Raw genomic sequence first — 26378 nt, forward strand, 5'->3', positions numbered from 1 at the left:
TTTGTGCAGCAGGCCGCCGTTGCCACATATTTCAGCGAGTTAGGGTGGTGCGCAAACCCGGTGCGGATCAATCCTCAAGCGCCTGCGGTCTGCCGCATAGGGCTTCTAGTCTTCCGTTGTGTCATCATTTGTCGGAACAATAACGGTCGTCATCGAGGTCAATACATGCTTCGGAGTAAACCGATACCGCACTTGATTTGTCAGTGGGTCAAGAATTGCGTGACTGATGTTGGGGAATAGTTCGTCGGGAACTGGATTTTTTGCCCAAGGATTGTGAAACATTGTCACTGTATCGCCCCATGCCTCATCATAGTCGTCCGCATCAACATCTGTCGCGAAGGGCTGTGTAGTTCCCATCTCGTCGCTCACCCACATGCCCATGCGAAGCATCTTTACATCATGGTCACCTAGCCCTGCAATTTTTCCCATACGACCGAATGTCGTCACTGTTGCTCCATTAGAAAACAATACCGCACTGACGTTTTCAGCATCAGGCAGACCAAAGAAGCGGCTAGGTATCGTCTTGTCACCATACGTATGCTCAGTTGTAATCTTGATGGAAGGTTCCAGGCCATATTTCCCCACAACCATTCGCGGCCTTACGGTCTCGCCTTCAATGATCACGTCATCACGTACACCATACAGATAATTTACCAAACCAGCACGTGACCATGTCATCGAACCAGGCGTGTCCGATGTCGCAAGGCCATGGTAGTCGTGAATTGCTAGAACAAATGGGTGACCTGCGACGTGTGGTAGGTCCCAATACTTGTTCTTTCTGTTAATTTTGCTGAATAGCGGGCTACCAAATTTGATCGGCATGTAGTTCTGAGACAACTCCGCAATTTGGGCTGCGGTGTCAGCGGGAACATCGAAATCAGGGTTTTGGCCGACGGTAACAGCTTCTACGAAAACAGGCATCCCAAACCTGGAGAGTGAGAAGTCAGGGGCAGGCTTGGTGTTATCAAACTCAAAGCCCTCCTTGTGAAACAGAACATACAGAAATAGTTCCCAAAGCCGTTGATCGAAGCCAGTCGTTTGAAACTGTTCGATGTAGTTCCCGTCTACATCAACAAAAGAATACGCTATTTCTTGGATGAGGTTACGAGCCGCGGAACGCATCTCATTGGATGAAAGAACCTTGAAGTAGTCATGTTGCTTGTCGTCAGCCACTATTGGAGCAAAAATGTCCAGGATCGGCTTAACCTCATCACCCTGAGAGTACTCTGAAATTCCGTCTGCTTCGTAAGGCTTGATTGCTTCATTCAGCGCCTCTTCAGCCGCGTCCGCAGATGCATAGAATTCGTTGCCAACCTCAAGGCACCTAAAAATCTTCCGACCATCGCGGCCAAGTATTATGTATCCGAAATCACTATCAGTCTTATCAAAAACAACGATGGCGAGGTTAGACTTGTCAGGCGTTTCATAATGACGGACCTCAGCGGCCATCATCGTCATGTAGGGTGCCCTGACATAGCACAACGCATCAAAACGTCTTGGCGAAATAAGCCGCAATAAAGTTCCAATCAAATATAAAAGGTTGCACCCCCATAGATTGATTACTCGTTCTTGGTTTGCAAGTAGCGATAAACTGAAGATCGGGCGATCCCAAGCTTTTTGGCAATAGATGTTGGGTTCATTCCATCATCATGCAAATGACGAACAGCCATCGGATCAATTGTTGTAGGCCTCCCCTTGAACGGACTACCATCCCCCTTGGCCAAAGCTGCATCTATGCCTTCGCGCTGACGTTCCGCACGGATGCTGGCTTCAAACTCACCAAACGCCGCCAGAACGGTGAAGAACAATCGACCTGCGGGTGACGATGTATCGATGGGTTGTTCCAGGACCTTTAGGTTCACACCCTTATCTTCCAACGTCTCCGAAATCTGCAACAGATCACGAGTAGAGCGGGCCAACCTATCCAGACGGGTACAGACGACGGTATCACCTTTGCGGATTCCACGGCCCAGAAGGTCTTCCAATGCGGCACGGCCTTTACGGTTACGGCCTGACGCCTTCTCCAAATAGAGGTGTTCACGGGAGACACCTGCGGTGGTCAAAGCTTCGATTTGGATGTCCAGTGACTGACTCGGGCTACTGACGCGACCGTAACCAATAAGTTCACCCATGCATGTTCTCCTGTTCCATATGACTGTCCGATAAATCCCTATCGTCCGATAAATGATTCGTTAAGTCATATGAGACAATTGGGGTGGCATTTCGGGCGTCCGTTGCGAGTATACTCAAAACGGGCAAGTGGTCGATCTTATTTAACGCAGCCTTATGCTTGGCATAAACCGATTGTAGAAACGTAAGCGATGCGTGGATCCCATGGTATCGCAGTTATTCGTGATGTGAGATTCTGACCGCCAGCAGCTATGGAGGTTTAGATGCTTGATGACGGAATTGGATTGGGGCGGCGTAAGGCAGTTCGGAGGATGTCTGCAGAACTAGCGGTGATTGTTGCTGAGAGCTATGAGCCAGGCGCGACGGTGGCGGTTGTGGCGCGGCGATATGGGATTGTGCCATTTCGTCAGGGTGGTCATGATTGGAAACGCGTTGCCATCAAGCGGACTTAGATAATAAGTGTGACTGGCGGCGTCTAAGCCGTTGGAAAACTATTTCTGAGGAAGCCATTGAATAGAAACCTGATCGTTGACGTGGTTGCGTCCTCTTGGCCGCAGCCTGGAAATCTTCCCGCTTTTCCGAGTACCTTTCACCGGGGCATCGCGCAGTGGGATATGAATTTTCCTGCGATGTTGCTGATGACCGGGTATTTGACGACACCGACCACTTCAACGGGCGTCTCTCTTAGCGAGTTTTGGGCATGGGTAAGGTATTTATCTGCTGTAACGCCCGATCCAGACCTCAGGCTCACCAACAGTTTTTCGGAACTTGATGCGCACCAAAAGACAATCTTGAGCGACGACTTTGGAATTGGAGCACCTCTATTGTGGCTAAGTGAACGCTTTGACTTAGACCGAATAGTAGACGGGCGTTATTTCGTAGAATACCTAGCTCCAAGGTTGGGGGCCACACAGCAAAGAACCGCCAAGCGTGGCCCGAACAAAACCCCCGATTTTGTGGCGCGGGATATTACCGGTTTGTGGCATGTGATAGAATGCAAAGGGACGCAATCTGGCTCAGGTTACAGTGCCAGACAGTTGGGGGAAGAAGGTCCGCCGCGAACGGGAGGCATTGCCCAGAAACACTCCATCATTTTTCCTGCAGGACATACAGGACAACGCCTTGTCAGTGGGCTTCAGATTGGCGTTCCAAACGGGCAGCCAAGTCGTTTGACCATCATTGACCCCGTTTCAGAAGATCCGTTCCAGGTGAACGAAGCGGATATGGCGATTGCGGATGATGCCGCAACCAGATGTGTAATCTCAAAGGCCCTGCGCCAATCAGGCTACGAAGTCGCGGCTGAAGCTATGGCCTCTCCGCGTGACGATGTCTTTTTCGCGCAACGCCGAGCATCTAAGGCTTTCTCTGATGATGCGGCCGAAACTGACCGGCGTGATGAACGTGCACGTGAAGAGCTAGGAAGCAGAGAGCGCACAGTCCAGTTCGCAGAAGATTATGTTGGTCGCGAAAGGCAGTTCATGTTGCCTCGACCTGTGATCGTCGATGGAAACCCGGCCTATCGCGTAATTTTGAGGCAAGGTCTGCGCAAAGAAGCCATCGAGGAGATGCAATCAAATCCGAGCATAGATGGCCTTGTGTCGGAATCCGGGTCCAGCTGGGCATCTGAGCTTGGGAGCAGTGTGAGCAAAGGTAGCGAAGGGTTTGCATCTATGACCATTGGCAACCTTTTTCGTTCCGAGATAATTCTGGAGGAATAACTGATTGCTTCGAGGCCACGGCTGTGAGCCGTTTCTAAGAGTTTTGTTTGCTGACGTTTCAATGCATCCAAGTTTGAAGCGTTGCGCAAACCTGTTGCGGAAGCAGAGAGGTGTGCAACACTATTATGAATCCGTTTCAGGCAGTCATTGCACCAAGTTGCTCAAAGGACCGTTTGCACAGCAAACCTCAAACCCGCCGTTCGCTGCACGACGTATGAAGGGGTAAGTTGCGGACAAACCGGATTTGTGCAGGCGCAGCTGTTGCTCACGCAGCATTTACTTACGCGCGCAACACGGGAATTTCAGCGGTGCAGCAATTCCCACCAAACCAGCCATTTAAACGAGTAAAAATAGATGGGAGCCAGAGCGTCGTTACGCGGCGATTTGTCTGAACTCAAAAGACGCGGGCAAACCGCCCTTGGGTTTTTCGTCTTCGTTGACTCAGCATCACTTCGCGTTCGCGGCATGTGCTAAATACGCAATCGTTGGTGTAAGAGGGCAATCAGCAATTCATAAGATATGCCATTGAGAACACGCCCCTCAGATTCCAACCTGTATATTGCGGCAAGGACCGGTTGCTTTGCTGCTATGCCTCATCGATTCTGTCTTCGCTGCTGTCTTCATCCAGTGCTAGGCCGGACGCGGCTAAAACGTCATTCGATCGCGGTCATCCGCGCGTATTGGGCTGGCGGTGCCCCAACATGTCGGGCAAACGCCGTGCTGAACGCGCTGGAAGAGCCGTATCCCGTGCTTTCGGCGATTTCGGCGATACTGCAATCCCCCATTCTAAGCATGTGTTTTGCCAGCGTGATGCGCCAATTTAACACATAGCCCATTGGCGCCATTCCTACGATTTGACTGAAGCGCGTAAAAAATGCCGACCGTGAAAGTCCGGCCTCTTTAGCCAGTTCCGCGATTTTCCAAGTTCGGTGCGGTGCGGCGTGAATGGCGCGCAAACTAGGGCCAATGCGTAGGTCTGACAAGCCATGTAGAAGCCCTCCGGCCCCATCCGGTGCCGCAGCCGAGCGGAAGGCCTCGATGAGAAGGACCTGCAACAAATGCTGGACAATCACGTTCCGCGCCGGACGATTGGAACGCACCTCGTCGCGTAAAAGGTTAGTCACAACCGGTAACCGCCCTTCGCCACGGACAAGGACCAAGTCCGGCAATAGTGATACCAGAAGTTCGGCATCAGGGCTTGCAAATGTGCAATGCCCGATAAGCTGCTGGGCCTCTGCAGTATCTGCAGGCGTTCCAAGCCAGACGATCCCGTCTTTGCCTTCAACAGGGTGACTCAGCAACCCTGCGGGTGGCGGTGGATCAACACTGGAAAACGTAAAGGATTTGACTGCAGGAATAAGTACAAAATCACCTGCCTCCAACATCAACGGGCTGTGTCCCTCGGCCTCCAGGCAGGCCCGACCTGCCAAAACGGAACAATATATTGCTTCGTTCACATCATCGCGCTGCACCCGAAAGGGCCCCGATGTGTGCACCAACTTCGAAAGAGCAACCTGCGGCTGCAAAAGAGAGATGATTTCCGAGTACGGGTCGCTCATTTTAGGACTTTCGATAATTAAATGCGGATTTTTCATTATAGAAAGTACATCATTCAAAGTCTACCTTCAGTTCATCACATATAAGGAGACTTCATAATGAAGACCGTACTGATTACTGGATGTTCCTCTGGCTTTGGCTTGGAAACGGCGCATCATTTTCTGAACCAAGGGTGGGCCGTTACTGCCACGATGCGCAAACCTGATCACACGTTGCTGCCAGCGTCCGACCACCTAAAAATCGTTGAACTCGACATCACGGACCCAAACGGCGTCTCGCGCGTCGTGCAGGAAGCGGGCTCCATCAATGCGTTGGTTAACAACGCAGGCGTTGGCTGGCTCAATCCGTTTGAAGGCACATCAGAAGACAACGTTCGCCGAATTTTTGAAACCAATGTCTTTGGCACACTTGCGGTGACCCGTGCGGTCCTACCGCAAATGCGCGCGGAGAAGGCGGGCGTGATCGTCAATGTCACGTCAAGCGTGACATTGAAGCCCTTGCCGCTGGCCTCGGTTTATACCGCCAGTAAGACTGCCGTGAACGCGTTTACCGAATGTCTTGCCCTTGAACTGGAACCCTTTGGCGTCCGTGCGCATCTTGTTCTGCCTGGCCAAGCACCGACAACCCGTTTCGGCCAGAACGCAATGGCTTTGATGGCGCAAGCAAAGGACACGCCGGACGACTACGCAGCGTTTGTCGCGCAGGTCATGGGGGCAAATAGAAACACCCAAGGTAAAAAATATACCTACGCCAAAGATGTTACCGAAGCGATTTGGCAGGCTGTCATAGACCCCGACAGCCCAATGCGTATTCCCGCCGGGAAAGATTCTGTCGCCCTTTGCGCTTAAGGCCCATCGGCCCTGATCCCCATTTTCAACATTCAACGGGTGTCTAAGCGCCCGTCCATCACACAGGAAACCAAATGTCACAAAGTATGCTCAGAATAGGGCTGGTCTTGGGCCTGCTCACTGTCCTCGGTCCATTTTCCACGGACATGTATCTACCAGCGATGCCGTCTATCGCGACTGACCTCAGCACCACAATTGGTGGCACGCAAATCACGTTAACGGCCTATATGATCGGATTCGGTTTGGGTCAATTGTTCTACGGCCCGATTTCGGATCAGACGGGTCGTAAATTTCCGATGTATCTGGGGCTGTTTCTGTTCATCCTCGGATCACTCGGCTGCTACTTCGCGCCCACGATCGAGGCCCTTTCTGCGGCACGGGTCTTGCAAGGCTTAGGTGGAGCCGCTGGCATGATCATCCCCCGCGCTGCGATCCGCGATATGGATGCAGGCGTCGGTGCGACGCGCCTTATGGGCACGATTATGATGGTGGTCAGTGTCTCGCCCATGCTTGCCCCCCTTGCTGGCAGCGGCGTGTTGATCCTCGGCGGTTGGCGCATCATCTTTCTGTCTTTAGCTATTTTCGCCGTGTTCAACATGGTGCTTGCCAGAACAGCACTGCCAGAAACGCTCTCTGAAGAGAACCGCGTCAAATTCAATCTGCGTCGCTTTTTCGCGGGGCTGCGCGTTCTGTTCACCGACCGTACCTTTATGGGGTTAACGTTCGTAGGTGCGTTCGGCATGGCCGGTCTTTATCTGTTTTTTGCGAATGCGTCCTTCGTCTACACAGGTCAATTCGGGTTGACTCACGTGCAATACAGCCTTGCCTTTGCGGTCAACGGATTGAGCCTGTTCTGTGCCTCCCGCCTTCAGGCACCGCTTGCGCAACGACTTGGAATGACGCGCATGATCAAAGGGGCGGTCACAGTTTTTGCCGTCATCATGATCGCCCTCGCGGTGCTCACGGCAACTGGGTTCGGCAGCCTGCCAGTTACGATTGCACTGTTCTTTTTTGGCTTCTCAATGCTCGGCCTCGTCATTCCCCCAACGATGGTTCTGGCACTCCGAAACCACGGCCAAATTGCGGGACTGGCGTCATCCCTTGGCGGGACTATTCAGATGGTCACAGCAGCGATTGTCATTCTGGCGGGCGAGCCGTTCTTTGACGGAACAGCCCTTCCAATGGTCACAGCAATCGCCCTGTGCAGTGTCATCGCCTTCGGCTTTTCGCGGATCACACTGTCGGCCGTGAACGAAGACAGGCCAGCGCGACCTTCGCCACAAATGTCCGCTAAAGCCCGTTGAACGCTATTGGTCAAAATCTCTGACGGGCATAAGTGCAGCCAGAACATGTGTCATTCAGAATGGTTGCAGTAAGGATTTAGAGCCGAATTCTTAAATCAAGGTCACGGCGACCCTTTTGCGTCGTGACCTACGCGTTGGATGGCGAACGCACTTTGAGCAAGCCAAGCGAGAAAAACGCGGAGACGAGGTGAGAGCTGCCGATCGCGCTGGTAGAGTGCGACGACTGGCGAGGGAGAGGGGGCATAGTCGGCAAGGACTTCTACCAGTCGCCCGGCGGCTATATCAGTCTCCAGATGGTAACGCGGAACCTGGATCAAGCCGAGGCCCCGCCGCCCCGCAGCCACCATCGTCTCGGCCCCAGTTGTCGTTAGCGTTGCCGGAAGCGGACGGACGACTGTGCGTCCGCGAAAGGTGAACTCCAAGTCTATCGGTTGGCCGGTCTTTGATGACAGGAAGGCAACGACATGATGTCCGTCCAAGTCGTCAGGTGTCTGCGGAATGCCGTGCTGCTGCAGATAGTCGGGGGTGGCGACAACGGCTTCGGGAAGATCACAGAGACGGCGGGCAATAAGATCGCTGTCCGCCGGTTCGCCGACGCGGACCACGCAATCAACCCCCTCTCGGATCAGGTCAATCAGCCGGTCGCCTTCGGATATTACAAGGTCCAAGTTTGGATGCAGTGCGAGGAAATCCGGCAGTTTCGGAAGCAGAAAGTGTCGCGCCAATGTGCCGTGAACTTCGACCCTTAGCCTTCCCTTCACATTGCCACCGGTGAAGGCCGCCTCTGCGTCCTCAATCTGTCCGACAATTAATACACACCGTCGATACCACGCCTCCCCGTCAAGTGTGGGAGCCACCATGCGTGTCGTCCGGTCAAGCAAACGTACGCCGAGCCGCGCCTCTATCCGCTTGATTACATCCGTGACTGTTGACCGCGGAAAACCAAGGGTCTCGGCGGTGCGTCGGAAACTACGCGTCTCAACGACGCGGATAAAGATGCGCATTTCATCGAAGCGGTCCATTGTTCGCTCTTTTCGGATTCTGATGCCGGTATCATGGCTATTATCCTATCTCTATCACACCCTATTTCCATTTGATGAAATAAATCAGGAAGGAAGTTTAAGATGACTATTGAAAAGCAGAAGACCGCCCTCGTGACGGGTGCCTCTCGCGGAATCGGTGCTGCAATCGCCGAAAGACTCGCTGCGGATGGGTTCGCCGTCGTGGTGAACTATGCAGCCAGCGAGAAAGCCGCGCACGACGTTGTGGCCAAGATCGAAAGTGCAGGCGGTCGCGCGATTGCACTGCAGGCCAATGTTGCCGATCCCGCGCAGGTCGCCGAACTCTTCGACCACTCCAAAGCGACGTTTGGTGTCCCGGACGTGTTGGTGAACTCCGCTGGGATCATGCAGCTCTCGCCCTTGGCGACAAGTGAGGACGAGATGTTCGATCGCACAATTGCGACGAACTTGAAGGGCACGTTCAACACCCTGCGGGAAGCCGCAAAGCGGATGCCGGATGGCGGACGGATCGTAAACCTTTCAACCTCGGTCACCGGCGTGAAACTGCCCAGCTATGGTGTCTATGCTGCCACCAAGGCCGCAATAGAAGTGATGGGCGACATTCTGTCAAAGGAACTACGCGGACGGAACATCACCGTCAATTCTGTCGCCCCAGGGCCAACGGAAACTGAACTCTTCATGGATGGCAAGACAGATGAGCAGATTAAAGGCCTGTCGAAACTGAACCCGCTGGAACGGCTCGGCCAGCCAGAAGACATCGCAAATGCTGTATCATTCCTTGCCGGTCCCGAGGGCGGATGGATCAACGGCCAAACTCTGCGCGCCAATGGCGGCATGGTGTGAATGTGGCGACAAAAAACTGCACTATCTTGGCACCGGCACGTTTTGCGCCGGTGTCGATTTGACCATCGTATCCGTCCCGCACGACGTTCCGATGCCATACTTTGAGACTGGGTTTGTGCAACTTTCGAGAAGTGGCGAGACCTAACAAGTAAATCGGCTACGCGGAAATAGATAGCAAATCGATATTTGGCGCATGAAGGCCTTTGGGGGAGAGCGTGAAGATCTCGAACCCATTGTCTGTCACGCCGATTGAGTGCTCAAATTGCGCCGAAAGAGACTTGTCTCGCGTGACAGCGGTCCAATCGTCTGCAAGCATCTTCACGTCGCCGCGTCCTAGGTTAATCATCGGTTCGACTGTGAAAATCATACCCGGGCGAAGCTCTGGGCCGGTATCGGACTTTCCGAAGTTCAGAATGTTAGGCGAGTCGTGAAAGACCTGACCGATGCCATGGCCGCAAAAGTCGCGGACGACGGAGCAGCGTTCGGAATGTGCGTAGTTCTGGATTGCATAGCCGATGTCGCCCAATCGCGCGCCGGGCCGCACGGCCTTAATCCCCTTCATCATCGCCTCATGTGCAATCTGGATTAGTCTCTCAGCCGCGCGTTTAGGCCTTCCGACTACGTACATCCGACTGGAATCTCCGTACCAACCGTCCAAAATAAGCGTGACATCTACGTTGACGATATCGCCGTCACGCAGCTTCTTCTCGTTCGGGAATCCGTGGCAGACGACGTGATTGACCGATGTGCAGCAGGCGTATTGATAACCCTTGTAGCCCAATGTGGCAGGCGTTGATTTATTGGCCGCAGCGAAGTCGATAACGAAGGAGTTTATCTCAGCGAGAGCTGTGCCCCTGCGAATTAGGTCTGTCACGCCGTCGAGACATCTGGCAGTCAAGACACCAGCGCGCCGCATTCCCTCAAAGGCATCCGGTCCATAAAGTTTGATGCTTTCAGTTCTGCGGGCATTCCGTGCCGGTGGTGCAACGGGCACGTTGATATAATTGTCCATTTCCTGTCCTGTTCCTGTAAAGTAGCACACAACATTCAAGGTCAGTTTGACCTGTGGAAAGTTATGAAGATATACGAATCGTATATGATTCATATATTGAGAGATGGGAGAGAGGTCGATGGGTATCGTAAAAATAGGAGACGGTCTGCACGAAGAACTGCGCAAATCCAGCTCTGTCATGTGCCGGTCGATCAATGCGCAGGCCGAGTTCTGGATGAAAGTCGGAATGCTTGCCGAGGCAAACCCAACTTTGTCCTTTACGGAAATTATGGCGCGGCAACTCAAGAATGCCGATGTACAGCTTCCGGAGATCGAAGCAGCCTGAAGCTAGAGGCTCACACAGCAAGTTTGCGGTTGGAGTTAAGCGGTCGTTTGCATCGCAGCATCGAACGATAACTCCGTCCGCAACCTGTGAATTCGAGCGTTGCTCCTCGCTGCGGCTTGCATGAACGACTGGTTTTCCCGTTGCGTGGTGGCATCGGGTTTTACGCTGGCGCAGCATTTTCCGCGCAGCGAGCGCACGCAGCGAGAAAATCGAATTCACAAGTCGGGCTCTTTTGGTGAATTCGCTGCGCGGCAAACGAACGACCGCTTCTGCTGTTCTCGTCTTTGGGTCAGAAATGCTTGACGTTTGGGTCAGAATTGAATGACGTGATCTGGGCGTTTCTTGAGGTTTGGGACAACGAAAGAGTCAAAGGTTCGCGACGTTCGACAATCTTGAAATTATTGAATAAATCACTTCTTTTAGCAACCTACCCCACATAACACCCCACAACTGATAAATGCTTAGCAATTGTCGTGATGGTGCGCTGAACAGCACAAAAGCTCTCAGAACAAATCATCAAAGAGCTTCAAATCACTGCCGCTAAACTGGTGCCTATACTTCTCAATAAACCCGATGTTTGCTTGATGCTCGCACCAGTCAATTTCAAGACGTTTGCGCCTGTATGTCCGTTCCCACATGCCCTTTGGCCTAGGCGCAATCGGATAGGCTGCACCGGGTTCGCCGCCCAGCGCCATACGTAATTTTTGAGCGCGGCGCAGCATACGGTCATAGCGCGGTTCTGATTGGCTGGCGTAAGCGATGCCATAACAATGGCGGCAAAGAAAGAAGCGCCCACCCGAAAACAACTTACCAACACGCCGCCCGCAGTGCCGACCATTCAACACGCCGGGGCAAATGGCATAGGTGCGTTGACCGCCATAATTGCAATCCGTTTGGACCAGCGGCACATTTTGCTTGATTAGCTCCCACTTCCCGCCAGAGAGCCTCACGCGGTAATCCAGTTCCAGCGCAGTTCCGGTGTAGTGATACCCAATGCGGGCAATCTCGTTTTCGTTGCGCGACCAAATCCAATTGCCGCGCATGCCCGGTTCAAAGCAACCCTCTCGCTTCATCTTGTAGATATCAAGAGAACGACAATCTTCTGCCTTTTGTTTGTTACTGGGTCGTCCCGATCCGTATCCGCCCATTTTCGCACCTCAAGATATTTTCCGAAATCTATAGGCAAATCTAGCATTTCCTTGGGGTTCTTCCTACCCGAGCGATGCCCGCAAGGTAGCCTCCGTTCGCTGCATGTTCGAACGCCGTTTGGTTCAATATCACAGGCCTATGTCCGCTCAGCGGGACAAACCGGACCTACCCTTTCGGATACGGCAGCTATCCGGAGACGCGCTTGCCCGAGTAGCATCCCTCGTATTTCATAGGAAAATGCCAAAAGTGCATTGAATGACAGAGGTCTTAACGAAGGTTCACACACGACCCACTCACGGACCGCGCAAAGTGCCTCAGTTGTTCATTAGCACTGTGTCAAATTGACTGACACGGCTACCGCCAGAGTCCGCTACTGTGGATTCGGCCCCCGCGTTTGGGACGACGCGGGGGCTTTCTTACGCTCTGGGCTCGTTCCTGCCATTCGCTGCACCCGCATCCAGATTGACGTAGAAAAACACCGTCGATGTCTGCTAAGCGGGACAAAACCGACATTCGTTTTTCCCGCTTCGCTGACGCAGCATCGTTTCGCTCATGCGGCATACCAATTGCTGCCATGCAGCCTATCTCTCCGAACCGGTCATTGCGGGATGGTGTCGGGGCATCTTCTCGACAGACGGCCTGTGGCCTACTTTTCGCCGCTCGTTCCTTTACCCACCCGCCGGTAGTTAACGAACGCGTTGACGCTCATCACGACAAAAAAGTTTTCCATGTCGATCAGCACATAACCCTGTTCAAAAAGCGCCCGTGTCAGAGCCGTCACATCCTCGGAGTAGAGCCTACGTCGCTCCGCGAGTTCGGCTAGCAGCTTGCGTGAGATTCGATACCGACCGGATGGCTTGCCGCCAAACTCTGTCGCGTACATGTCTGCAAGCTTTTTGGCTGTAATCTCTTCGTTTTCCATAATCAAAGTATATTGTGTGATAAATTATTGTCTATAGACAAATTTATGTTGCTTATATACGAACACCTCTTGAAAGGTGCCGCAATGTCCGACCAACCAAACCAAAGTCAAAATGACAGAGAGCTGTCAGCCCGGATCAAAGCAGCCGCCGATGCGGCTGATGCATCTGCGCTTGTCGAAATGCTTGACCCGCTTGCGCTGAGCGAAGCACTGCGAGAGTTGTTGTACCTGTCGGTGGACGACAGAATTCTGGTTTTGTCACTCGTCCCCGCTGAGCTCGCCGCCGAACTGATCGAGGAAGCACCGGGCGAGGCCGCCGCTGATCTGGTCGAAGGTCTGACTGCCATTCGTGCGGCCGAGATCATGGACGAGTTGGACTCAGATGTTCAGGCGGACCTCATTGGCGATCTGGATGACGCAGACGCTGAGGCGATCTTGTCGGAAATGGATGTCGAAGACGCGGCAGATGTCCGTCGGCTTGTCACATACGACGATGACACCGCCGGTGGCTTGATGGTCGCCGAAGCTTTTTCATTCTCAGACACGCAGACAGTCGGCAAGGTTTTACGGGACCTGGCCAGTGGCGACGATGATTTTGAACGGTATCGCGGCCAACACCCATATGTTGTGGATGAAGACGGAAAGCCGGTTGGCGTTGTGTCATTGCGGGGCCTGCTGACATCAAAGCGTAGCGCACTACTGACTTCGATCATGACACCTCCATTGACCGTTACGGTTGATATGCCGCTCTTCAATCTAGAAGATTTGTTCGATGAACATGCGTTCTTGGGCATTCCAGTTGTGGAGGCTGACGGAACCCTCGTCGGTGTTGTGTCACGCGCCGCTGTCAGTGCTGCGGCTTTGGAACGATCCGAGAGCGAAAGCCTAAAACGCCAGGGTGTTGTGGGCGATGAGTTGCGCTCAATGCCGACATGGTTGCGGTCACGTCGCAGATTGGCTTGGCTTTCGGCCAACATCGTTCTCAATATCATCGCGGCCAGCGTGATTTCTGCATACGAAGAAACCCTGATCGCCGTTATCGCCATTGCGGTGTTTTTGCCGATGGTTTCAGACATGAGCGGGTGTTCCGGCAATCAGGCTGTCGGTGTGACTATGCGTGAACTCAGCTTGGGCCTTGTGCGTCCATCAGATGCGTTTCGCGTTTGGCTGAAAGAAGTCAGCGTTGGCGTCATCAACGGCATCGCGCTCGGTATCCTGATCGGCATCGTGGCTTGGATCTGGAAAGGCAGTCCGGCCTTGGGATTGGTCATTGGTCTTGCATTGGCCCTCAACACTATTCTTGCGGTCTCAATCGGTGGCGTTGTGCCACTTCTTCTGAAACGAATTGGTCAGGACCCGGCGGTTGCCAGTGGTCCGCTTCTGACAACAATCACTGATATGGCAGGATTTTTCTTTGTGCTCAGCCTTGCAACCCTCATGATGCCGTGGCTCGTATGAACCAGATGGCCGAACACCCGCACCCACAAAAAACCGAGCGCCCGCTTTTGATTGTGGGTTGGATGGAATATGTCGACTTGCCAGACTTGGGGCTTGTTGATCTCAAGGCCAAGATTGATACTGGTGCGCGGACCTCTGCTCTTCACGCACGGGATATTGACACCTTCATGAAGGGTGATGAGGAATGGGTGCGGTTTACGACCCACGCAACGCATGGCGAAAAAGATACTCGCCTTGAATGCCCGGTCAGTTCCAAACGCAGCATCAAGAACACCGGTGGCGTGCCGGAAGAACGGATCGTCATCCGTGCTAAGTTCCGCATAGCAAAACGGTCGTGGACCATAGACCTTTCGCTGGCAGACCGCGAAAATATGGCCTTCGGGCTTATTGTCGGACGCACTGCACTCAAGAACCATTCCATCGCAGTGCATACGCGCCGCGCCCTCCTCACGCAGAAACGACCTGATTAACGCCTATAGGCAGAAAAGGAGCACCCATGAAAATCGCAATGCTCGCCCGAAATCCCAACCTATATTCCCACAAACGCCTTGTTGAAGCCGCTGAAACACGCGGGCATGAGATACGTATTGTTGACACCCTCCGGTGCTACATGAACATCGCCTCGCGAAAGCCCGAGATTTATTACAATGGCGAGAAGCTGACAGGTTATGACGCCGTAATCCCACGGATTGGAGCCTCGATTACCTTTTACGGTATGGCGGTTTTGCGGCAATTTGAAATGATGGGCGTATACCCCCTAAACGAAAGTGTCGGGATTGGCCGGTCACGTGACAAACTGCGCTCGATGCAGTTGTTGGCCCGTGACGGCATCGGTCTGCCCGTCACCACCTTTGCCCATGACCCCAAGCAAACCGAAGAAGTGCTTAAGGTCGCAGGCAGCGCCCCCCTCGTTATTAAACTGCTGGAAGGGACACAGGGCATGGGTGTTGTTTTGGCTGATACGGATCGTTCCGCCAAATCGGTGATCGAAGCGTTTCGCGCCACGAAGACCAACATCTTGGTCCAAGAGTTTATCAAAGAGGCTGGCGGTACGGACATCCGCGCGATTGTTATCGGTGGTAAAGTTGTGGCTGCAATGAAACGCACAGGTGCAGAGGGTGAATTCCGCTCTAACTTGCATCTTGGTGGGTCTGCTGAAGTAATCAAACTTTCCCCCAAAGAACGCGCAACCGCTGTTGGGGCGGCTAAGTCGATGGGATTGAATGCTTGTGGCGTAGACATGTTACGCGCAAACAGTGGTCCGCTTGTGATGGAAGTGAACTCTTCCCCCGGTCTGGAAGGCGTCGAGAAAGCGACCGGCCTGGATATCGCAGGCAAGATCATCGAACATATCGAAAAACATGCCAAACCCGGTGCAACCAAGACCAAAGGAAAGGGTTAAGTGCTGAAGCGCCCAGATTTCAAAATCGGGAATACCATCATCCCAGCAGGTTCCCGACAAACGGTGAACCTGCCTGTGAGTGTGTTATCTGATCATACCCCGGTTTCGATGTCGGTGCATGTCATCCATGGCCGTCTTGATGGACCAACCATCTTTGTCAGCGCGGGTATCCATGGGGACGAAGTGATTGGTGTGGAGATTGTTCGCCGTCTATTGCGGTCACCCAGCATGGGCACCGTCAAAGGTACTCTGATCGTGGTTCCGATTGTGAACACATATGGGTTCCTAAATCACTCCCGCTATCTGCCTGATCGACGTGACTTGAACCGCATGTTTCCCGGCACTGAAACAGGCTCGCTTGCATCGCGACTGGCACATATCTTCACGACCGAGATTGTCGCAAGATGCGACCTCGGGATTGACCTGCATTCGGCGGCCATTCATCGCACGAACTATCCCCAAATCCGTGTGTCGCCCGACAACCCAGACATGCTGGACCTTGCAAACGTCTTTGGCGCACCGATCATCATGCAATCGTCGGTGCGCGAAGGATCATTGCGCGGGTCCGCGAAGGATATGGGGATTGACGTCCTGCTATTCGAAGCTGGCGAGGGTTTGCGGTTTGATGAATACTCTGTTCGGTCAGGTGTTGCAGGCATTCTGCGGGTTCTGCGTTACAAGGGCATGGTTGCGGGCAAAGGTATCGCCAAAGCAAAAACGCAGCCGCAGTTTTGTCCGTCAAGTAAGTGGTTGCGTGCGCCCATCGGCGGGCTGTTGCGAACCTTCAAGGCCGATGGTGACCTCGTCCGTGAAGGCGATGTGATGGCGTCCGTATCCGACCCCTTTGGTGAACAGGAAGAAGAATTGATTGCGCCCTTCGATGGTATCGTCGTGGGACGGGCGGTCATGCCTATCGTGAACGAAGGCGATGCCATCTTTCACCTCGCCCGCGTCAAATCGGTCGAAACGGTTGAAGGCAAGGTTGAGGATCTGAGCACCCAACTGAGCGATGATCCAATGTTTGATGAGGATGAGATCATATAGATCATTGTATTTGCAATTATCGTTTTAAGTATAAATATTTAGAATTTCTATCATGTATAGAAGTTCGTTATCCCCCATCACAGCAGAGATGCTCCTGTCCCTATGAAGGAACGGGTAACTTGTTGGGAAAGACTTAAACCGATGAACAAAGTTCTGATTTTTGTAATAACCGCAGCAATCACGCTGTCCGCTTGTACTGCTGAAAAGGTTGTGGACAACACTGTCGGCGGAACATTGTTTGTTGGCCAAACTGCTGTCAAAGGTGCTGTAGGTGCGGGTAAACTTGTCGTACGCGGCACTGGTGCTGCGATTAACGCAGCTACCAGAAGCGAATGAGCGAACAGCCAGCTCAAAATCGCGCTTGCCGTTTCACTGATCTCATTGACCGTGACACTCTCTGTTTGGGAGGCTGCAGAGATTGAAATCAGCTTCCTCAGTTGGACTTGGGAAACCCGGCGTTTCTTAATCGTCGCAGGCAGCATTGCCATTGGTATAAGATCGATGTTGAGTGTTTCACGGCGGTGATGCCGTTGTCTTGTGTTCTGTAAAGTCAAATGCCACGCTACGCCAAAGCGCTTGATTGATCGAAAGTAGATATGTCATTGACTTCAATTCAGCCAATTTGCGCATTCGATGTCGATAGCGACGGGCATGCAAAGCCAATCACCGATCAAGAATACGACTTGGCTCCGGATGAACAGTCGAGCTACCGCTGGATTCACCTGGATCTAAACGATCCTAAAATCAAGGTTTGGGCAGCAGAGAAGCTGCCCGAAATCGCCGCCAGCGCCTTGTTGCAAAGCGAAACGCGGCCCAGATGCGATGCGCTTGGCGACGGGATGATCCTGAACCTACGCGGGGTCAATTTGAACCCGGAAGCAAGCCCTGAAGACATGGTTTCACTGCGTCTATGGGTGACGCCAAATTGCATCATTTCGGCGCGTCTGAGAAAGGTCTGGGCCATTGACACTATTCGGCAAGGCGCATTGTCAGGCAAAGCGCCAGTTACAGTTGGTGCCTTCATGGCAGAGCTTACTCACGGACTGTCCAAGCGGATCGAAGGTGTCTCACTGGAATTGGAGGACAATACCGATGATCTGGAGGAGATGGCGCTTGGCGGACATAAGATACAGCCCGAAACAGTCGCCGTGCTACGCCAAACAGTGATCAAGATGCGCCGTTTCCTGAACCCCCAACGCGAGGCGCTGGATGCCTTGGCGAATTGGAACGGCGCGCTCATTGAAGAGACTGCGTTGGTTTTGATCCGAGAGACCTGTAACCGGTCGCGCCGTTCAGTCGAGGCGTTAGATGCCACCCGCGAACGCCTTTCCGTTATTCAGGATCACATCGACGCGGATCGCGCGCAGGCACTAACACGCAACGGGTATCTTTTGTCTGTCGTCGCGGCGATTTTCTTGCCACTGGGTTTTCTGACCGGATTGTTCGGGGTGAATGTGGGCGGCATGCCGGGCGTTGAAGCGCCAAATGCTTTCTGGACCTTGACCGTTGCCTCCGCTGTTACTGGTATCTTGTTGTACCTCGTCTTCAAATTTTCAAAATGGCTGTGACCTCGAAGGAATTTAGAAAATGGTAAGAGGTCTATTGCCCGTCTCTGCATTGCTTTTGGGATCAGCGTTCCTGCTGTTTGCGGGGGGCGTGAACGGGCTGATCTTGCCTGTGCGCGGCGAGATTGAGGGGTTTTCAGCGGCGTCGCTTGGTCTGTTGGGGACCGGCTGGGCCATCGGATACGTTGCAGGATGTCTGCTAACGCCCACACTGGTTGCCAACGTCGGCCATATCCGGTCCTTCAGTGTGATGTGCGCTTTGGCAGCGATCACAGTGCTTATGGCGCTAATCTTCCTCACACCTTACATCTGGATACCACTGCGCGCGATTTCCGGTTTCTGCTTTGCGGGGGCTGCGATGATCGTCGAAAGTTGGTTGAACGAACGGTCCGACAGCGCCTCACGCGGCAAGGTTTTCGGGTTCTACACGATGATCAATCTTGGCGCGATGACCGCAGGGCAGATGGTGATCACACTTGGGGACGCATCTGGGTATTTGTTCTTTGTCGTTGCCGCGATGGTCTATTGTCTGGCGTTGCTGCCGACAGCACTTACAGCTTCCGCGACGCCGACGGCCCTTGTCAGCGTCAAACTGGACCTGCGGGGCCTTTGGCGCAACTCGCCCATCGCTGTTTTTGCAATCCTGATGGTCGGCATATCCAACGCGACCTTTGGCACATTGGCGGCGGTCTACGGCGCACGTGCCGGTCTTTCGATTGCTGAGATTGCACTTTTTGCCAGTATTCCGATCCTCGCTGGGGCGCTTGCACAGGTGCCCGTCGGCATATTATCTGACAAGTTCGACCGCCGGAAGGTGTTGATGGGTACGGCTGCAATCGCGGTCTTGGCCGATTTGATTTTTGTCTTCTCCGGTATCTCCACGCCATTGGCGATCTTGGCCATGTCCGGCGTGTTTGGTGCATCGGTCTTTGCGATGTACCCTGTCATCGTGGCCCACGCGAGTGATCATGCCGCACCGGGAACCTTCATTCAGGTCAGCGGCGGGCTGCTGTTGGTGTTCGGAATAGGATCGATCATCGGGCCAACGGTGGCAGGCTTTGCCATGACGTCATTTGGCAACAACAGCATGTTTGCCGTCACGGGTTTCGCGCACGTCCTTCTGCTTGGCTTTGCCGCCCTGCGATTGCGGAAAAGAGCCGCCGTTGCGCCTGAAGAAAAGGTGGCATTCCAAGCAGCACCGCTCCCACGTTCGACGACGCCTGAAACTGCCGTGCTGGCAGAGAAGGAAGAAGGGCCTGCATCTGATAAATGACCGGCTGAACGCCAACCAGAACGCGCTAGTCAAGACATTAACGCTCTAAGGCACCTTTGCCGGACAGGATGTGATCACGGAATTTGGCGATGCGGGCGACGCGTGTTTCAGGCTTCTTGGCGGCGTTAAGGTTGATGGCATAGCTTTTTTTGTCGCCCGCGTGTCAGACCGTGAAACGCCTCCGCCAATTCAGGGTCGGCATCCAGAGCCTCTATCAACTCATCGGGCAATTCAAACGTTGTGACGATTTTAGAAGGCAGAATTCCGGCCACTGCATAGCCCATCGCCTCTTCCAGATAGGCAACAATAACGGGTTTCATCTCGGTCGCTTGATCATTGGACGTGAAGCGGATCATGCCCGCATTCTGCGTATTCGAGCCCCGTTTTTCCAACACTCCCCGCGCATCCTTCATCAATGCAGGATTGAAAAAGTTCAGCCGGAAGTCATCACGGAAGGCCCCCAAGATCGCAATATTGCGCTGCTCATGCATATAGCAGGGATGGCCCCACTTCACCGTTTCAACCAGCCCTGCGTCTATGCAATAGCTTCTTAGTATGGCAAGTCCTTTGGCCCACTTTCTGGTCGAACAATCCGGCGTCGCAAAGCGCTTGCATCGCCCACAGCCTTTGGTGAAGTAGTCCTCAATATTTTCAATCATGCAGGGTTCATCGCTCATCCATCTTGCGCGTGAACCAGTATGCGGCAGAGAGCGCCAATGCGACAGAGGCCAATGCGGCCAGTAGTCCTGCTGATACCGTGCTGAGATCAATCAACATTATTTTGCGCACAACCGCCATCATGCCGATCAGGATAATTTCCTGTGCCTGAACAATGGTCGAGTGTTCCCGCAAATGCCGCAAGATCGTGTTGCCGAGTTCAAGGGCGATGAGAACGGTAAGCACCATCGCGAACAATACCTGTAAGGAATAGACGTTCTTTACATCCCAAGAGGTAAACGCGGCATCAAAAATGGCCAATGCCAATCGGATGAGCGCAAAGATCGTGATCAGAGCAATGACGCCGTAAAGAATGATAATGACAATCTCTTCAAATCGATGTGCAAACCGCAAGACTTTGTCGGTCTCGACACTTTGTTCGGGTTGTTTCATGGGAATATGCCTATATTGCTGGGCCGATAGGTATAGAGATGCACTCGGCCCGTAAAGCGCGATGAGGAAAACGAAAATGGACGTTCTATTTCTTCTCGGCGGCCTTATTGGGCTGGTGATTGGCGGCGAAATGCTGGTGCGTGGTGCCGTTGCTGCCGCAGAACGCTTTGGCATTTCGCCGATGATTATTGGCCTGACGCTGGTGGGTTTCGGAACATCCAGCCCCGAATTGGTGACCAGCATTCAGGCGGCTTTGGCCGGATCCCCGGGTATCGCCATGGGTAACGTTGTGGGCAGCAATATCGGAAACATCCTGCTGATCCTTGGGATCGCGACATTGCTGATGCCAATCGCTGTTGATCCACAGGTGCTGAAGCGCGACGGAACTGTTTTGGTGCTGGCATCGGCCGTTTGTGTTGTCGCCGTGCTGCTTGGGGATATCGGTCGCATGGCGGGTGGTACCATGATCACACTGCTCTGTGTTTATCTTGGCGTGACGCTGTTTTTGGAACGGCGCAAGTCCTCGCCTGTGGCTGAGCTATATAGCGCTGAGGCTACCCTCGTGACGGCCCCGACTACAAGCCTCGGAAAGTCGCTGCTGATCGCGGGTGTGGGGTTGGTAGTCACCATTCTCGCTGCACGCTATCTGATCCTTGGCGCGGTTTCCCTTGCACAAGCCGTAGGACTGTCCGAGACCGTGATTGGCTTAACCATTGTCGCCATCGGGACCTCGATGCCTGAACTGGTGACTTCGATCATTGCCATCCGCAAAGGTCAGGGGGATGTGGCATTGGGCAACATCATTGGTAGCAACATTTTCAACATTCTGGGCATTTTGGGCATTACAGCACTGGTCCAGCCGCTAAGCGTCCCACCAGAGATCGCCAAGCTCGATATCTGGGTGATGAGCCTTGCGACGCTCGCGTTGATCATATTCGCGCGCACTGGCTGGCAGATCGGGCGGCGTGAAGGTTTCGGCCTGCTTTCGGCCTATGTCGTTTATGTTGGATATCTGCTAATTGGTTCGAATTGAAAATTGCACGGGAGCCTCCCTTCTCCCGTGCTTGGGTCCTAGATCGCGCGTCCAATTCCATGTCTTGTGAGACTGAAAAGGGCAATCACCAGGACCGCTAGACCGACAATGCCAGCGTTCCATTCAGCCACGCCGCCTATGCTAAAACCAAAGAACCAGGGTGCCATCATCAGCGTCATGGCTAGCAGGATACCAAGTCCCGTCAGCAAGATGTCGGGCCATCTAGAATTCAGCCCGGCCATCATCAATGCGAGCAGACCAAAGAACATCAGGATTGTCGCTTCTGAGGCAGTCGCATTCTGTGACAGGGACATTTGGCTGAACAACAAAAACGGCGATATGATCAGCCAGAGCCCAGCGACCACATAGGTTTGCCGAAGGAATACAGATCTGTGCATGTCACGATCTCTCGGGCCTTCAAACATAGGCGTCTGCCTTTGAGATCAACATTGCATCGATCGCAATCAGCATCTCTTCATCGTTGATAAGACCGTCACCATCAAAGTCGATTTCGATAAATCGTTCGTCAGTTATATCAAGATAGACTGCGCGCAGTTCAGTCAGTGAAGCGAAACCATCACGGTTTGTGTCCACATCAGTCGGCATTGCGCTTGCCATAGTGGCGGCAAGTGAGAGCACGACAGCAGCAAAGACCACTTGTTTCATCAGTTTGCCCCAGTTGTTCAAGCTTTGGCAGTGTTGCCATTTGAAACGCGCCTGATCACGGCGGGCGGCAGTCGCCCGCATCAATAAGGTCGCATATTCTTTCAGTCTTGAATAACGAATTTAAAACGACGATGATATTTGAAATACCAATAGGTGCCGCATGGATATCGAACTCGCACGGACGTTTTTGGCTGTTGTGGAAACGGGGAGTTTCCTTGATGCCGCCGACAAGGTGCATGTCACCCAATCGACCGTCAGCATGCGGATCAAAACGCTTGAGGAACAACTGGGGCATCCGGTCTTTGAGCGCAGCAAAACCGGCGCCAAACTGACACCTGCCGGACTGCACTTCCAACGGCATGCGATAACGCTGGTGCGCACTTGGACGCAGGCAAAACTCGATGCGGCACTGCCTGCCGAACTGTATGCGTCACTGGAAATAGGCGCAGTCCCCAGCCTATGGGATGGGTTCCTGATTGAGGCAATGCCAACTTTGCAGGAAAGCTTGCCTAATGTGGCCATAAAAGCCACTTGGGCCAACACCGAGGATCTCAACCGGCAGATCGAGGATGGCGCACTTGATCTTGCGATTATGTACCGGCCCAGAAATGCGATGGGGCTTGTTGCGTTGCAGCTGTTTGAGGATGAGTTGGTGCTTGTCAGTAGCGACAAAGACGACAACGGTGATCCGTTCGGCACGTCGTATGTTTTTGTGGACTGGGGGCCAGAGTTCCGTGCGGATCACTTGCTGAATTTCCCTGATCTTGTCTCGCCTGGACTGCATTTGATGATCGGTACACTTGGCTTGCAATACCTGCTTTCAACGCCTGCGTCGGGCTATTTTCCGCGCAGAATTGTAGAGGCGGACATCAAACGCGGGTCGTTGCGTCTGATCGATGATGCGCCCCGGTTTGCCTATGCGGTACATGCGGTGTTCAACAAGGATCAGGAAGATAGTTTTCCAGGGCAGGCAGCACGACATCTTCAAAGCGTTTCGCGGTCCCTGACGATTGGTTCGCATTGAATACTGCGGATCGGCAACAGCCATCCTTTATGTCGAGCTACAAAAATACCCGCATGGTCATAGCAGACACATGCGGGCGCAGTCGTCTTCTTGGGTAATGCTCGTGGTCAGGTCACTTCAGGTACCCACCGTATCAAAACGGGTACGCGCACCCGGCAGTATCGAAACTGCCTAGCTCTCAATCGCCGAGCCGTAGAAATCTTCCCGCCATGTCTTGGCGTGTTTCTTGGCAAACTTACGCAATTGCTTTTGGGACTTCAGGCGGGACAGTATGCTCGTGGGATTGCGATCTTCATCACGGAGATACTTGTCCACAGGTTTCCGTTTTGACATTCCAAACTTCCTTTGGTCAGCACTCTTGTTTCAACAAACGCATGGGCACATGAAACCATCGTTACCAGTCGGAAATAGATCTGATATTGGCATTTGAATAGCGAATTTATCTGATACTTGATATCGAATTTTCGAATGTAGGGCAATTTGCCGGGGCCGGTGTTTTCATCCTCTCGCAGATACCGGGCATCGCACGGAACGTGTGTTGCATCTGAAGTTGTGGAAATGATCCCGCCAGGTTTTCCGGGGTGGGGACAAGTATCTGGCCCAAGTGCTTAGCGCGACATTGGTGGCGCACTTCCACGTCAATCAGATATGTATCCTAATGGTTTTCCAAAACGGCAAATACTCAGGGTCAACCACAGCTTTCCTCATCGATCGTCCCCGCCAACGGCTGCATCAATGCATGAGTATTTCTCAGCGATCATACCATTAAAACTCGTTTTCAGAATTTTCTGGATGTTGCTATGACGAAGCCGTGGAAGCGAGTTCAAACCGCTTCGGTGGCGTCGTGAGGGGTTGGTCCCAACCCGACTTTCTCCGGATTTGTTTCCACATTACACGCATCAGAGATCATAAGCTGAATTGACGTTTAGATGAGCAACTCTCATGATCGCGGGATGGACATTACCCTTCTCAAAACCTTCCTCGAAGTCGCTGCAACTGGATCGTTTGTTTCAGCGTCCGAACGCCTTTACGTCACCCAATCCGCAGTGTCGCTGCGTATCCAGCGGCTGGAGGATGCGCTTGGAAAGCCAATGTTCACGCGCTCGAAGGCCGGGGCAGAATTAACCAACGCAGGGCGCGAGTTTGAGCGCTATGCGCTGTCCATGATCCGGGTCTGGGAAGAGGCGCGCCAGCAAGTTGCTATCCCTGATGGATTTACGCGCAGCTTGACCATTGGTGCGCAATACTCACTTTGGCCACGGCTGGGTTTTCGCTGGATTGATGGGTTGCAGGCTGCCGCACCCGACTTGAACATCCGGGCCGAACTGGGCATGCCTGACAGGCTAACCCGGTTTCTGACAGAAGGGATCATGCAGGTGGGTCTATTGTATATGCCGCAACTGCGACCGGGCCTATCCGTCGACAAAGTGATGGAAGAAGAACTGGTGATGGTTGCGTCGCGGCCGGATGCGGACATCAACAATCTGACCGACTATGTGTTCGTTGACTGGGGTCCAGAATTCGTCAGCGCGCATGCTCTCGCGCTGCCGGAGCTGACCAATCCGGGGTTGACGTTTTCGCTTGGGGCCATGGTGGCTGAATATGTCATCAATCGCAAAGCCTCTGCCTATCTGCCCGCACGCTATGTGAAGCGCTACATTGATAGCGGTCAGCTGTACCTCGTCGCGGATGCACCACGCTTTCCCTATCCGGTATGGGCCGTCTGGCGTGAAGACCTTGATCCAACCATCGCTGAGATTGCGAAAACAACGCTGACCCAGGTCGCAAATGCCGCAGAGGCGGACGGCGAAGCTGTGTTGGAACGACTGCGTGATATCAACGATAATACCGTTGTCGAGGTGCTTGGCCAAACATAAGAGAATATCGCTTTAAGCATGATTATTTTGAATTTCTCTTAAGCATCGTTTCCCACTAGATATCCCCTCAGCAGAAATGCTCCCGATCCTGAGGAAGGACGGGTCACCTTGTTGGGAAAGGATAGACCCATGACAAAGAACGTATTTATCGTAGCGGCTATCGCTGCAATCATCGCATCATCCGCATCAGCGCAAAACCTGATCGGCCGTGACACCGTTGCCGGTGACCGTAACGAAGACCTGATCGAAGCCATTGAAGACGACGCAGAGCGTGAGCTTGATCGTTTCGGCAACGAAGGCCGTCCTGATGGCTTTACCGGTTCTGTCGCACTTCGCGGCATCGCGCAAAGCGGTAACACCGACACCACATACATCGGTATCGGTTCTGACATGAACTATGTCTTCGGACCAAACGGTATCGAGCTGCAGTTGAACTATGCCTACAGCGACGACGACGAAACTGATGCAGAAGAAAGCCTGTTTTACGGCCTTGAGTACACACGTGACCTGAACCCACAGTTCTTTGGTTTCGCGAAACTCCAAGGTTCGGCTGACAGTGCGACAGACGCGCAGTTTGAATCCGACACATTCCTGAGCTTCGGTGCAGGCTACCGTGTGTTCAACGATGCTGACCGTCAGTGGTCTGTTCAGGCTGGCCCAGGCTACCGTTTTGCCGAGCTGAATGACGTCACAGATGGCGACGTGAGCGAAGGTGCATTCGGTGTGTCATCGGACTATGCGCACAAGCTGAGCGAAACCGTGTTTGTCACCAATGACACTGACGTCATCTGGTCTGAATCTGACACAGTTCTGTTCAACGACCTAGCTTTGAATGTGGCGATGACTGAAACACTGGCCCTGCGCACAAGCGTACTGACAGAGTATCACACTGAGCCCGGCACCGCTGAAAACACAGACAACACCTTCGGCGTTTCGCTGGTGTACTCTTTCAACTAAGCGCGGGTTTGCATTCCCAAGCGGGCTGCGCCCTCGCAGGCCCAATCTGAAGTTGAAAACTGGGGCGGAGAAATCCGCCCCTTTTTTGTTGAATACCTTAACTATCCACTGAGATAGTCTAAGCCACCTTTCGTTCGAA

30 protein-coding genes are annotated in these 26378 nt (G+C 53.2%); 16 read left to right on the forward strand and 14 right to left on the reverse strand.

Going from position 1 to position 26378, the window contains the following annotated elements; all coding sequences use genetic code 11:
- Window positions 1-105: 105 nt before the first annotated feature.
- Entirely contained in the window at window positions 106-1458 is a 1353-nt protein-coding gene (locus DS901_RS16640; RefSeq protein ID WP_113778004.1) for a hypothetical protein, read from the reverse strand.
- 101 nt (window positions 1459-1559) lie between these two features.
- Window positions 1560-2132, reverse strand: a complete 573-nt coding sequence (locus DS901_RS16645) for a recombinase family protein (RefSeq protein WP_113778005.1) — start codon at window positions 2130-2132, stop codon at window positions 1560-1562.
- A 261-nt stretch (window positions 2133-2393) separates the two neighbouring features.
- Between DS901_RS16645 and DS901_RS16650 the strand changes: the two genes are divergently transcribed.
- Both DS901_RS16650 and DS901_RS16655 read left to right on the forward strand, forming a co-directional pair.
- Window positions 2394-2582 (forward strand): transposase, encoded by a 189-nt coding sequence (locus DS901_RS16650; protein ID WP_113778006.1) that lies wholly within the window; start codon window positions 2394-2396, stop codon window positions 2580-2582.
- 177 nt (window positions 2583-2759) lie between these two features.
- A complete protein-coding gene (locus DS901_RS16655; protein ID WP_113778007.1) occupies window positions 2760-3848 on the forward strand; it encodes a hypothetical protein in 1089 nt (362 codons plus the stop codon).
- Between the two features lie 653 nt (window positions 3849-4501).
- Here DS901_RS16655 and DS901_RS16660 read toward each other — a convergent pair.
- On the reverse strand, window positions 4502-5407 hold the full coding sequence (locus DS901_RS16660) for an AraC family transcriptional regulator (protein ID WP_113778091.1): 906 nt from the start codon (window positions 5405-5407) through the stop codon (window positions 4502-4504).
- Window positions 5408-5503: 96 nt separating this feature from the next.
- Between DS901_RS16660 and DS901_RS16665 the strand changes: the two genes are divergently transcribed.
- Complete coding sequence (locus DS901_RS16665) at window positions 5504-6253, forward strand: SDR family oxidoreductase (protein ID WP_113778008.1); 750 nt, start codon at window positions 5504-5506, stop codon at window positions 6251-6253.
- 74 nt (window positions 6254-6327) lie between these two features.
- Window positions 6328-7557, forward strand: coding sequence for a multidrug effflux MFS transporter (locus DS901_RS16670; protein ID WP_258546763.1), 1230 nt, complete (start codon window positions 6328-6330; stop codon window positions 7555-7557).
- A gap of 101 nt (window positions 7558-7658) precedes the next feature.
- Here DS901_RS16670 and DS901_RS16675 read toward each other — a convergent pair whose 3' ends face one another.
- Complete coding sequence (locus DS901_RS16675; RefSeq protein ID WP_113778010.1) at window positions 7659-8579, reverse strand: LysR family transcriptional regulator; 921 nt, start codon at window positions 8577-8579, stop codon at window positions 7659-7661.
- A gap of 102 nt (window positions 8580-8681) precedes the next feature.
- On the opposite strand from DS901_RS16675, the gene DS901_RS16680 reads away from it, so the two are divergent.
- The gene (locus DS901_RS16680; protein WP_113778011.1) at window positions 8682-9422 is read left to right on the forward strand and encodes an SDR family oxidoreductase; all 741 of its coding nucleotides are present in this window, start codon (window positions 8682-8684) and stop codon (window positions 9420-9422) included.
- Between the two features lie 157 nt (window positions 9423-9579).
- Here the strand turns inward: DS901_RS16680 and map are convergent, their stop codons facing one another.
- Complete coding sequence (map, locus tag DS901_RS16685) at window positions 9580-10434, reverse strand: type I methionyl aminopeptidase (RefSeq protein WP_113778012.1); 855 nt, start codon at window positions 10432-10434, stop codon at window positions 9580-9582.
- A gap of 118 nt (window positions 10435-10552) precedes the next feature.
- Between map and DS901_RS16690 the strand changes: the two genes are divergently transcribed.
- Complete coding sequence (locus DS901_RS16690) at window positions 10553-10759, forward strand: ParD-like family protein (protein ID WP_113778092.1); 207 nt, start codon at window positions 10553-10555, stop codon at window positions 10757-10759.
- A gap of 503 nt (window positions 10760-11262) precedes the next feature.
- Here DS901_RS16690 and DS901_RS16695 read toward each other — a convergent pair.
- Together DS901_RS16695 and DS901_RS16700 are read right to left on the reverse strand one after the other, a co-directional pair.
- The gene (locus DS901_RS16695; RefSeq protein WP_258546764.1) at window positions 11263-11832 is read right to left on the reverse strand and encodes a hypothetical protein; all 570 of its coding nucleotides are present in this window, start codon (window positions 11830-11832) and stop codon (window positions 11263-11265) included.
- 722 nt (window positions 11833-12554) lie between these two features.
- Entirely contained in the window at window positions 12555-12830 is a 276-nt protein-coding gene (locus DS901_RS16700) for a hypothetical protein (protein WP_113778014.1), read from the reverse strand.
- Window positions 12831-12914: 84 nt separating this feature from the next.
- On the opposite strand from DS901_RS16700, the gene mgtE reads away from it, so the two are divergent.
- The 4 genes from mgtE to DS901_RS16720 are packed head-to-tail and all read left to right on the forward strand — an operon-like array spanning window position 12915 to window position 16734.
- On the forward strand, window positions 12915-14288 hold the full coding sequence (gene mgtE / locus DS901_RS16705) for a magnesium transporter (protein WP_113778093.1): 1374 nt from the start codon (window positions 12915-12917) through the stop codon (window positions 14286-14288).
- Window positions 14285-14758 carry an ATP-dependent zinc protease family protein gene (locus DS901_RS16710; RefSeq protein WP_113778015.1) on the forward strand — a complete coding sequence of 158 codons (474 nt, stop codon included), beginning with the start codon at window positions 14285-14287 and terminating at the stop codon, window positions 14756-14758. Before mgtE ends, DS901_RS16710 begins: the two co-directional genes overlap by 4 nt.
- 26 nt (window positions 14759-14784) lie before the next feature.
- Window positions 14785-15690 (forward strand): 30S ribosomal protein S6--L-glutamate ligase, encoded by a 906-nt coding sequence (rimK, locus tag DS901_RS16715; protein ID WP_113778016.1) that lies wholly within the window; start codon window positions 14785-14787, stop codon window positions 15688-15690.
- Window positions 15691-16734 (forward strand): succinylglutamate desuccinylase/aspartoacylase family protein, encoded by a 1044-nt coding sequence (locus DS901_RS16720; RefSeq protein ID WP_258546765.1) that lies wholly within the window; start codon window positions 15691-15693, stop codon window positions 16732-16734.
- A 77-nt stretch (window positions 16735-16811) separates the two neighbouring features.
- Here the strand turns inward: DS901_RS16720 and DS901_RS18840 are convergent, their stop codons facing one another.
- A complete protein-coding gene (locus DS901_RS18840) occupies window positions 16812-17222 on the reverse strand; it encodes a hypothetical protein (RefSeq protein WP_220150245.1) in 411 nt (136 codons plus the stop codon).
- Window positions 17223-17330: 108 nt separating this feature from the next.
- Between DS901_RS18840 and DS901_RS16730 the strand changes: the two genes are divergently transcribed.
- Both DS901_RS16730 and DS901_RS16735 read left to right on the forward strand, forming a co-directional pair.
- Window positions 17331-18302 (forward strand): zinc transporter ZntB, encoded by a 972-nt coding sequence (locus DS901_RS16730; protein WP_113778018.1) that lies wholly within the window; start codon window positions 17331-17333, stop codon window positions 18300-18302.
- Between the two features lie 19 nt (window positions 18303-18321).
- Complete coding sequence (locus DS901_RS16735; RefSeq protein ID WP_113778019.1) at window positions 18322-19572, forward strand: MFS transporter; 1251 nt, start codon at window positions 18322-18324, stop codon at window positions 19570-19572.
- Window positions 19573-19609: 37 nt separating this feature from the next.
- Here the strand turns inward: DS901_RS16735 and DS901_RS19180 are convergent, their stop codons facing one another.
- Genes DS901_RS19180 through DS901_RS16745 form a run of 3 tightly spaced genes read right to left on the reverse strand, consistent with a single transcriptional unit; the run spans window position 19610 to window position 20682 of the window.
- The gene (locus tag DS901_RS19180; RefSeq protein ID WP_368506482.1) at window positions 19610-19708 is read right to left on the reverse strand and encodes a hypothetical protein; all 99 of its coding nucleotides are present in this window, start codon (window positions 19706-19708) and stop codon (window positions 19610-19612) included.
- Window positions 19698-20249 carry a YdeI/OmpD-associated family protein gene (locus tag DS901_RS16740; protein ID WP_309472539.1) on the reverse strand — a complete coding sequence of 184 codons (552 nt, stop codon included), beginning with the start codon at window positions 20247-20249 and terminating at the stop codon, window positions 19698-19700. The genes DS901_RS19180 and DS901_RS16740 overlap by 11 nt, the downstream gene beginning before the upstream one ends.
- The gene (locus DS901_RS16745) at window positions 20239-20682 is read right to left on the reverse strand and encodes a phosphate-starvation-inducible PsiE family protein (protein WP_181820907.1); all 444 of its coding nucleotides are present in this window, start codon (window positions 20680-20682) and stop codon (window positions 20239-20241) included. The genes DS901_RS16740 and DS901_RS16745 overlap by 11 nt, the downstream gene beginning before the upstream one ends.
- Window positions 20683-20758: 76 nt before the next feature.
- Here DS901_RS16745 and DS901_RS16750 point away from each other — a divergent pair, with 76 nt between their 5' ends.
- Window positions 20759-21715: a calcium/sodium antiporter gene (locus DS901_RS16750; RefSeq protein WP_113778021.1), complete on the forward strand. Its 957-nt coding sequence runs from the start codon at window positions 20759-20761 to the stop codon at window positions 21713-21715.
- 38 nt (window positions 21716-21753) lie between these two features.
- Here DS901_RS16750 and DS901_RS16755 read toward each other — a convergent pair whose 3' ends face one another.
- Window positions 21754-22113, reverse strand: coding sequence for an SPW repeat domain-containing protein (locus DS901_RS16755; RefSeq protein WP_181820908.1), 360 nt, complete (start codon window positions 22111-22113; stop codon window positions 21754-21756).
- 19 nt (window positions 22114-22132) lie between these two features.
- A complete protein-coding gene (locus tag DS901_RS16760) occupies window positions 22133-22462 on the reverse strand; it encodes a hypothetical protein (RefSeq protein WP_113778023.1) in 330 nt (109 codons plus the stop codon).
- Window positions 22463-22541: 79 nt separating this feature from the next.
- On the opposite strand from DS901_RS16760, the gene DS901_RS16765 reads away from it, so the two are divergent.
- Window positions 22542-23405 (forward strand): LysR family transcriptional regulator, encoded by an 864-nt coding sequence (locus DS901_RS16765; protein WP_113778024.1) that lies wholly within the window; start codon window positions 22542-22544, stop codon window positions 23403-23405.
- Window positions 23406-23576: 171 nt separating this feature from the next.
- Here DS901_RS16765 and DS901_RS18845 read toward each other — a convergent pair whose 3' ends face one another.
- Window positions 23577-23738, reverse strand: a complete 162-nt coding sequence (locus DS901_RS18845) for a hypothetical protein (RefSeq protein ID WP_181820909.1) — start codon at window positions 23736-23738, stop codon at window positions 23577-23579.
- A gap of 596 nt (window positions 23739-24334) precedes the next feature.
- Between DS901_RS18845 and DS901_RS16770 the strand changes: the two genes are divergently transcribed.
- Window positions 24335-25282, forward strand: a complete 948-nt coding sequence (locus DS901_RS16770; RefSeq protein ID WP_309472540.1) for a LysR family transcriptional regulator — start codon at window positions 24335-24337, stop codon at window positions 25280-25282.
- A 129-nt stretch (window positions 25283-25411) separates the two neighbouring features.
- Window positions 25412-26239 carry a DUF481 domain-containing protein gene (locus tag DS901_RS16775; RefSeq protein ID WP_113778026.1) on the forward strand — a complete coding sequence of 276 codons (828 nt, stop codon included), beginning with the start codon at window positions 25412-25414 and terminating at the stop codon, window positions 26237-26239.
- The last annotated feature ends 139 nt before the right edge of the window (window positions 26240-26378 follow it).

Origin of the sequence: Loktanella sp. D2R18, from assembly GCF_003318235.1 — a bacterium.
Classification (GTDB): domain Bacteria; phylum Pseudomonadota; class Alphaproteobacteria; order Rhodobacterales; family Rhodobacteraceae; genus Yoonia.

What these genes read in the sequence shown, in the direction of transcription:
- DS901_RS16710 (WP_113778015.1), top strand. Translation starts at nt 14,285, where the DNA reads ATGAACCAGATGGCCGAACACCCGCACCCACAAAAAACCGAGCGCCCG.
- DS901_RS16645 (WP_113778005.1), bottom strand. Translation starts at nt 2,132, where the DNA reads ATGGGTGAACTTATTGGTTACGGTCGCGTCAGTAGCCCGAGTCAGTCA.
- DS901_RS16765 (WP_113778024.1), top strand. Translation starts at nt 22,542, where the DNA reads ATGGATATCGAACTCGCACGGACGTTTTTGGCTGTTGTGGAAACGGGG.
- DS901_RS16660 (WP_113778091.1), bottom strand. Translation starts at nt 5,407, where the DNA reads ATGAGCGACCCGTACTCGGAAATCATCTCTCTTTTGCAGCCGCAGGTT.
- DS901_RS16670 (WP_258546763.1), top strand. Translation starts at nt 6,328, where the DNA reads ATGTCACAAAGTATGCTCAGAATAGGGCTGGTCTTGGGCCTGCTCACT.
- DS901_RS16750 (WP_113778021.1), top strand. Translation starts at nt 20,759, where the DNA reads ATGGACGTTCTATTTCTTCTCGGCGGCCTTATTGGGCTGGTGATTGGC.
- DS901_RS18840 (WP_220150245.1), bottom strand. Translation starts at nt 17,222, where the DNA reads ATGGCAATGCTGCCTGCGACGATTAAGAAACGCCGGGTTTCCCAAGTC.
- mgtE (WP_113778093.1), top strand. Translation starts at nt 12,915, where the DNA reads ATGTCCGACCAACCAAACCAAAGTCAAAATGACAGAGAGCTGTCAGCC.
- DS901_RS18845 (WP_181820909.1), bottom strand. Translation starts at nt 23,738, where the DNA reads ATGTCAAAACGGAAACCTGTGGACAAGTATCTCCGTGATGAAGATCGC.
- DS901_RS16740 (WP_309472539.1), bottom strand. Translation starts at nt 20,249, where the DNA reads ATGAGCGATGAACCCTGCATGATTGAAAATATTGAGGACTACTTCACC.
- DS901_RS16675 (WP_113778010.1), bottom strand. Translation starts at nt 8,579, where the DNA reads ATGGACCGCTTCGATGAAATGCGCATCTTTATCCGCGTCGTTGAGACG.
- DS901_RS16650 (WP_113778006.1), top strand. Translation starts at nt 2,394, where the DNA reads ATGCTTGATGACGGAATTGGATTGGGGCGGCGTAAGGCAGTTCGGAGG.
- DS901_RS16745 (WP_181820907.1), bottom strand. Translation starts at nt 20,682, where the DNA reads ATGAAACAACCCGAACAAAGTGTCGAGACCGACAAAGTCTTGCGGTTT.
- DS901_RS16680 (WP_113778011.1), top strand. Translation starts at nt 8,682, where the DNA reads ATGACTATTGAAAAGCAGAAGACCGCCCTCGTGACGGGTGCCTCTCGC.
- DS901_RS16665 (WP_113778008.1), top strand. Translation starts at nt 5,504, where the DNA reads ATGAAGACCGTACTGATTACTGGATGTTCCTCTGGCTTTGGCTTGGAA.
- DS901_RS16775 (WP_113778026.1), top strand. Translation starts at nt 25,412, where the DNA reads ATGACAAAGAACGTATTTATCGTAGCGGCTATCGCTGCAATCATCGCA.
- rimK (WP_113778016.1), top strand. Translation starts at nt 14,785, where the DNA reads ATGAAAATCGCAATGCTCGCCCGAAATCCCAACCTATATTCCCACAAA.
- DS901_RS16695 (WP_258546764.1), bottom strand. Translation starts at nt 11,832, where the DNA reads ATGAAGCGAGAGGGTTGCTTTGAACCGGGCATGCGCGGCAATTGGATT.
- DS901_RS16700 (WP_113778014.1), bottom strand. Translation starts at nt 12,830, where the DNA reads ATGGAAAACGAAGAGATTACAGCCAAAAAGCTTGCAGACATGTACGCG.
- map (WP_113778012.1), bottom strand. Translation starts at nt 10,434, where the DNA reads ATGGACAATTATATCAACGTGCCCGTTGCACCACCGGCACGGAATGCC.
- DS901_RS16755 (WP_181820908.1), bottom strand. Translation starts at nt 22,113, where the DNA reads ATGCACAGATCTGTATTCCTTCGGCAAACCTATGTGGTCGCTGGGCTC.
- DS901_RS16690 (WP_113778092.1), top strand. Translation starts at nt 10,553, where the DNA reads ATGGGTATCGTAAAAATAGGAGACGGTCTGCACGAAGAACTGCGCAAA.
- DS901_RS16760 (WP_113778023.1), bottom strand. Translation starts at nt 22,462, where the DNA reads ATGCGGGCGACTGCCGCCCGCCGTGATCAGGCGCGTTTCAAATGGCAA.
- DS901_RS16770 (WP_309472540.1), top strand. Translation starts at nt 24,335, where the DNA reads ATGAGCAACTCTCATGATCGCGGGATGGACATTACCCTTCTCAAAACC.
- DS901_RS16735 (WP_113778019.1), top strand. Translation starts at nt 18,322, where the DNA reads ATGGTAAGAGGTCTATTGCCCGTCTCTGCATTGCTTTTGGGATCAGCG.
- DS901_RS16655 (WP_113778007.1), top strand. Translation starts at nt 2,760, where the DNA reads ATGTTGCTGATGACCGGGTATTTGACGACACCGACCACTTCAACGGGC.
- DS901_RS16640 (WP_113778004.1), bottom strand. Translation starts at nt 1,458, where the DNA reads ATGACGATGATGGCCGCTGAGGTCCGTCATTATGAAACGCCTGACAAG.
- DS901_RS16730 (WP_113778018.1), top strand. Translation starts at nt 17,331, where the DNA reads ATGTCATTGACTTCAATTCAGCCAATTTGCGCATTCGATGTCGATAGC.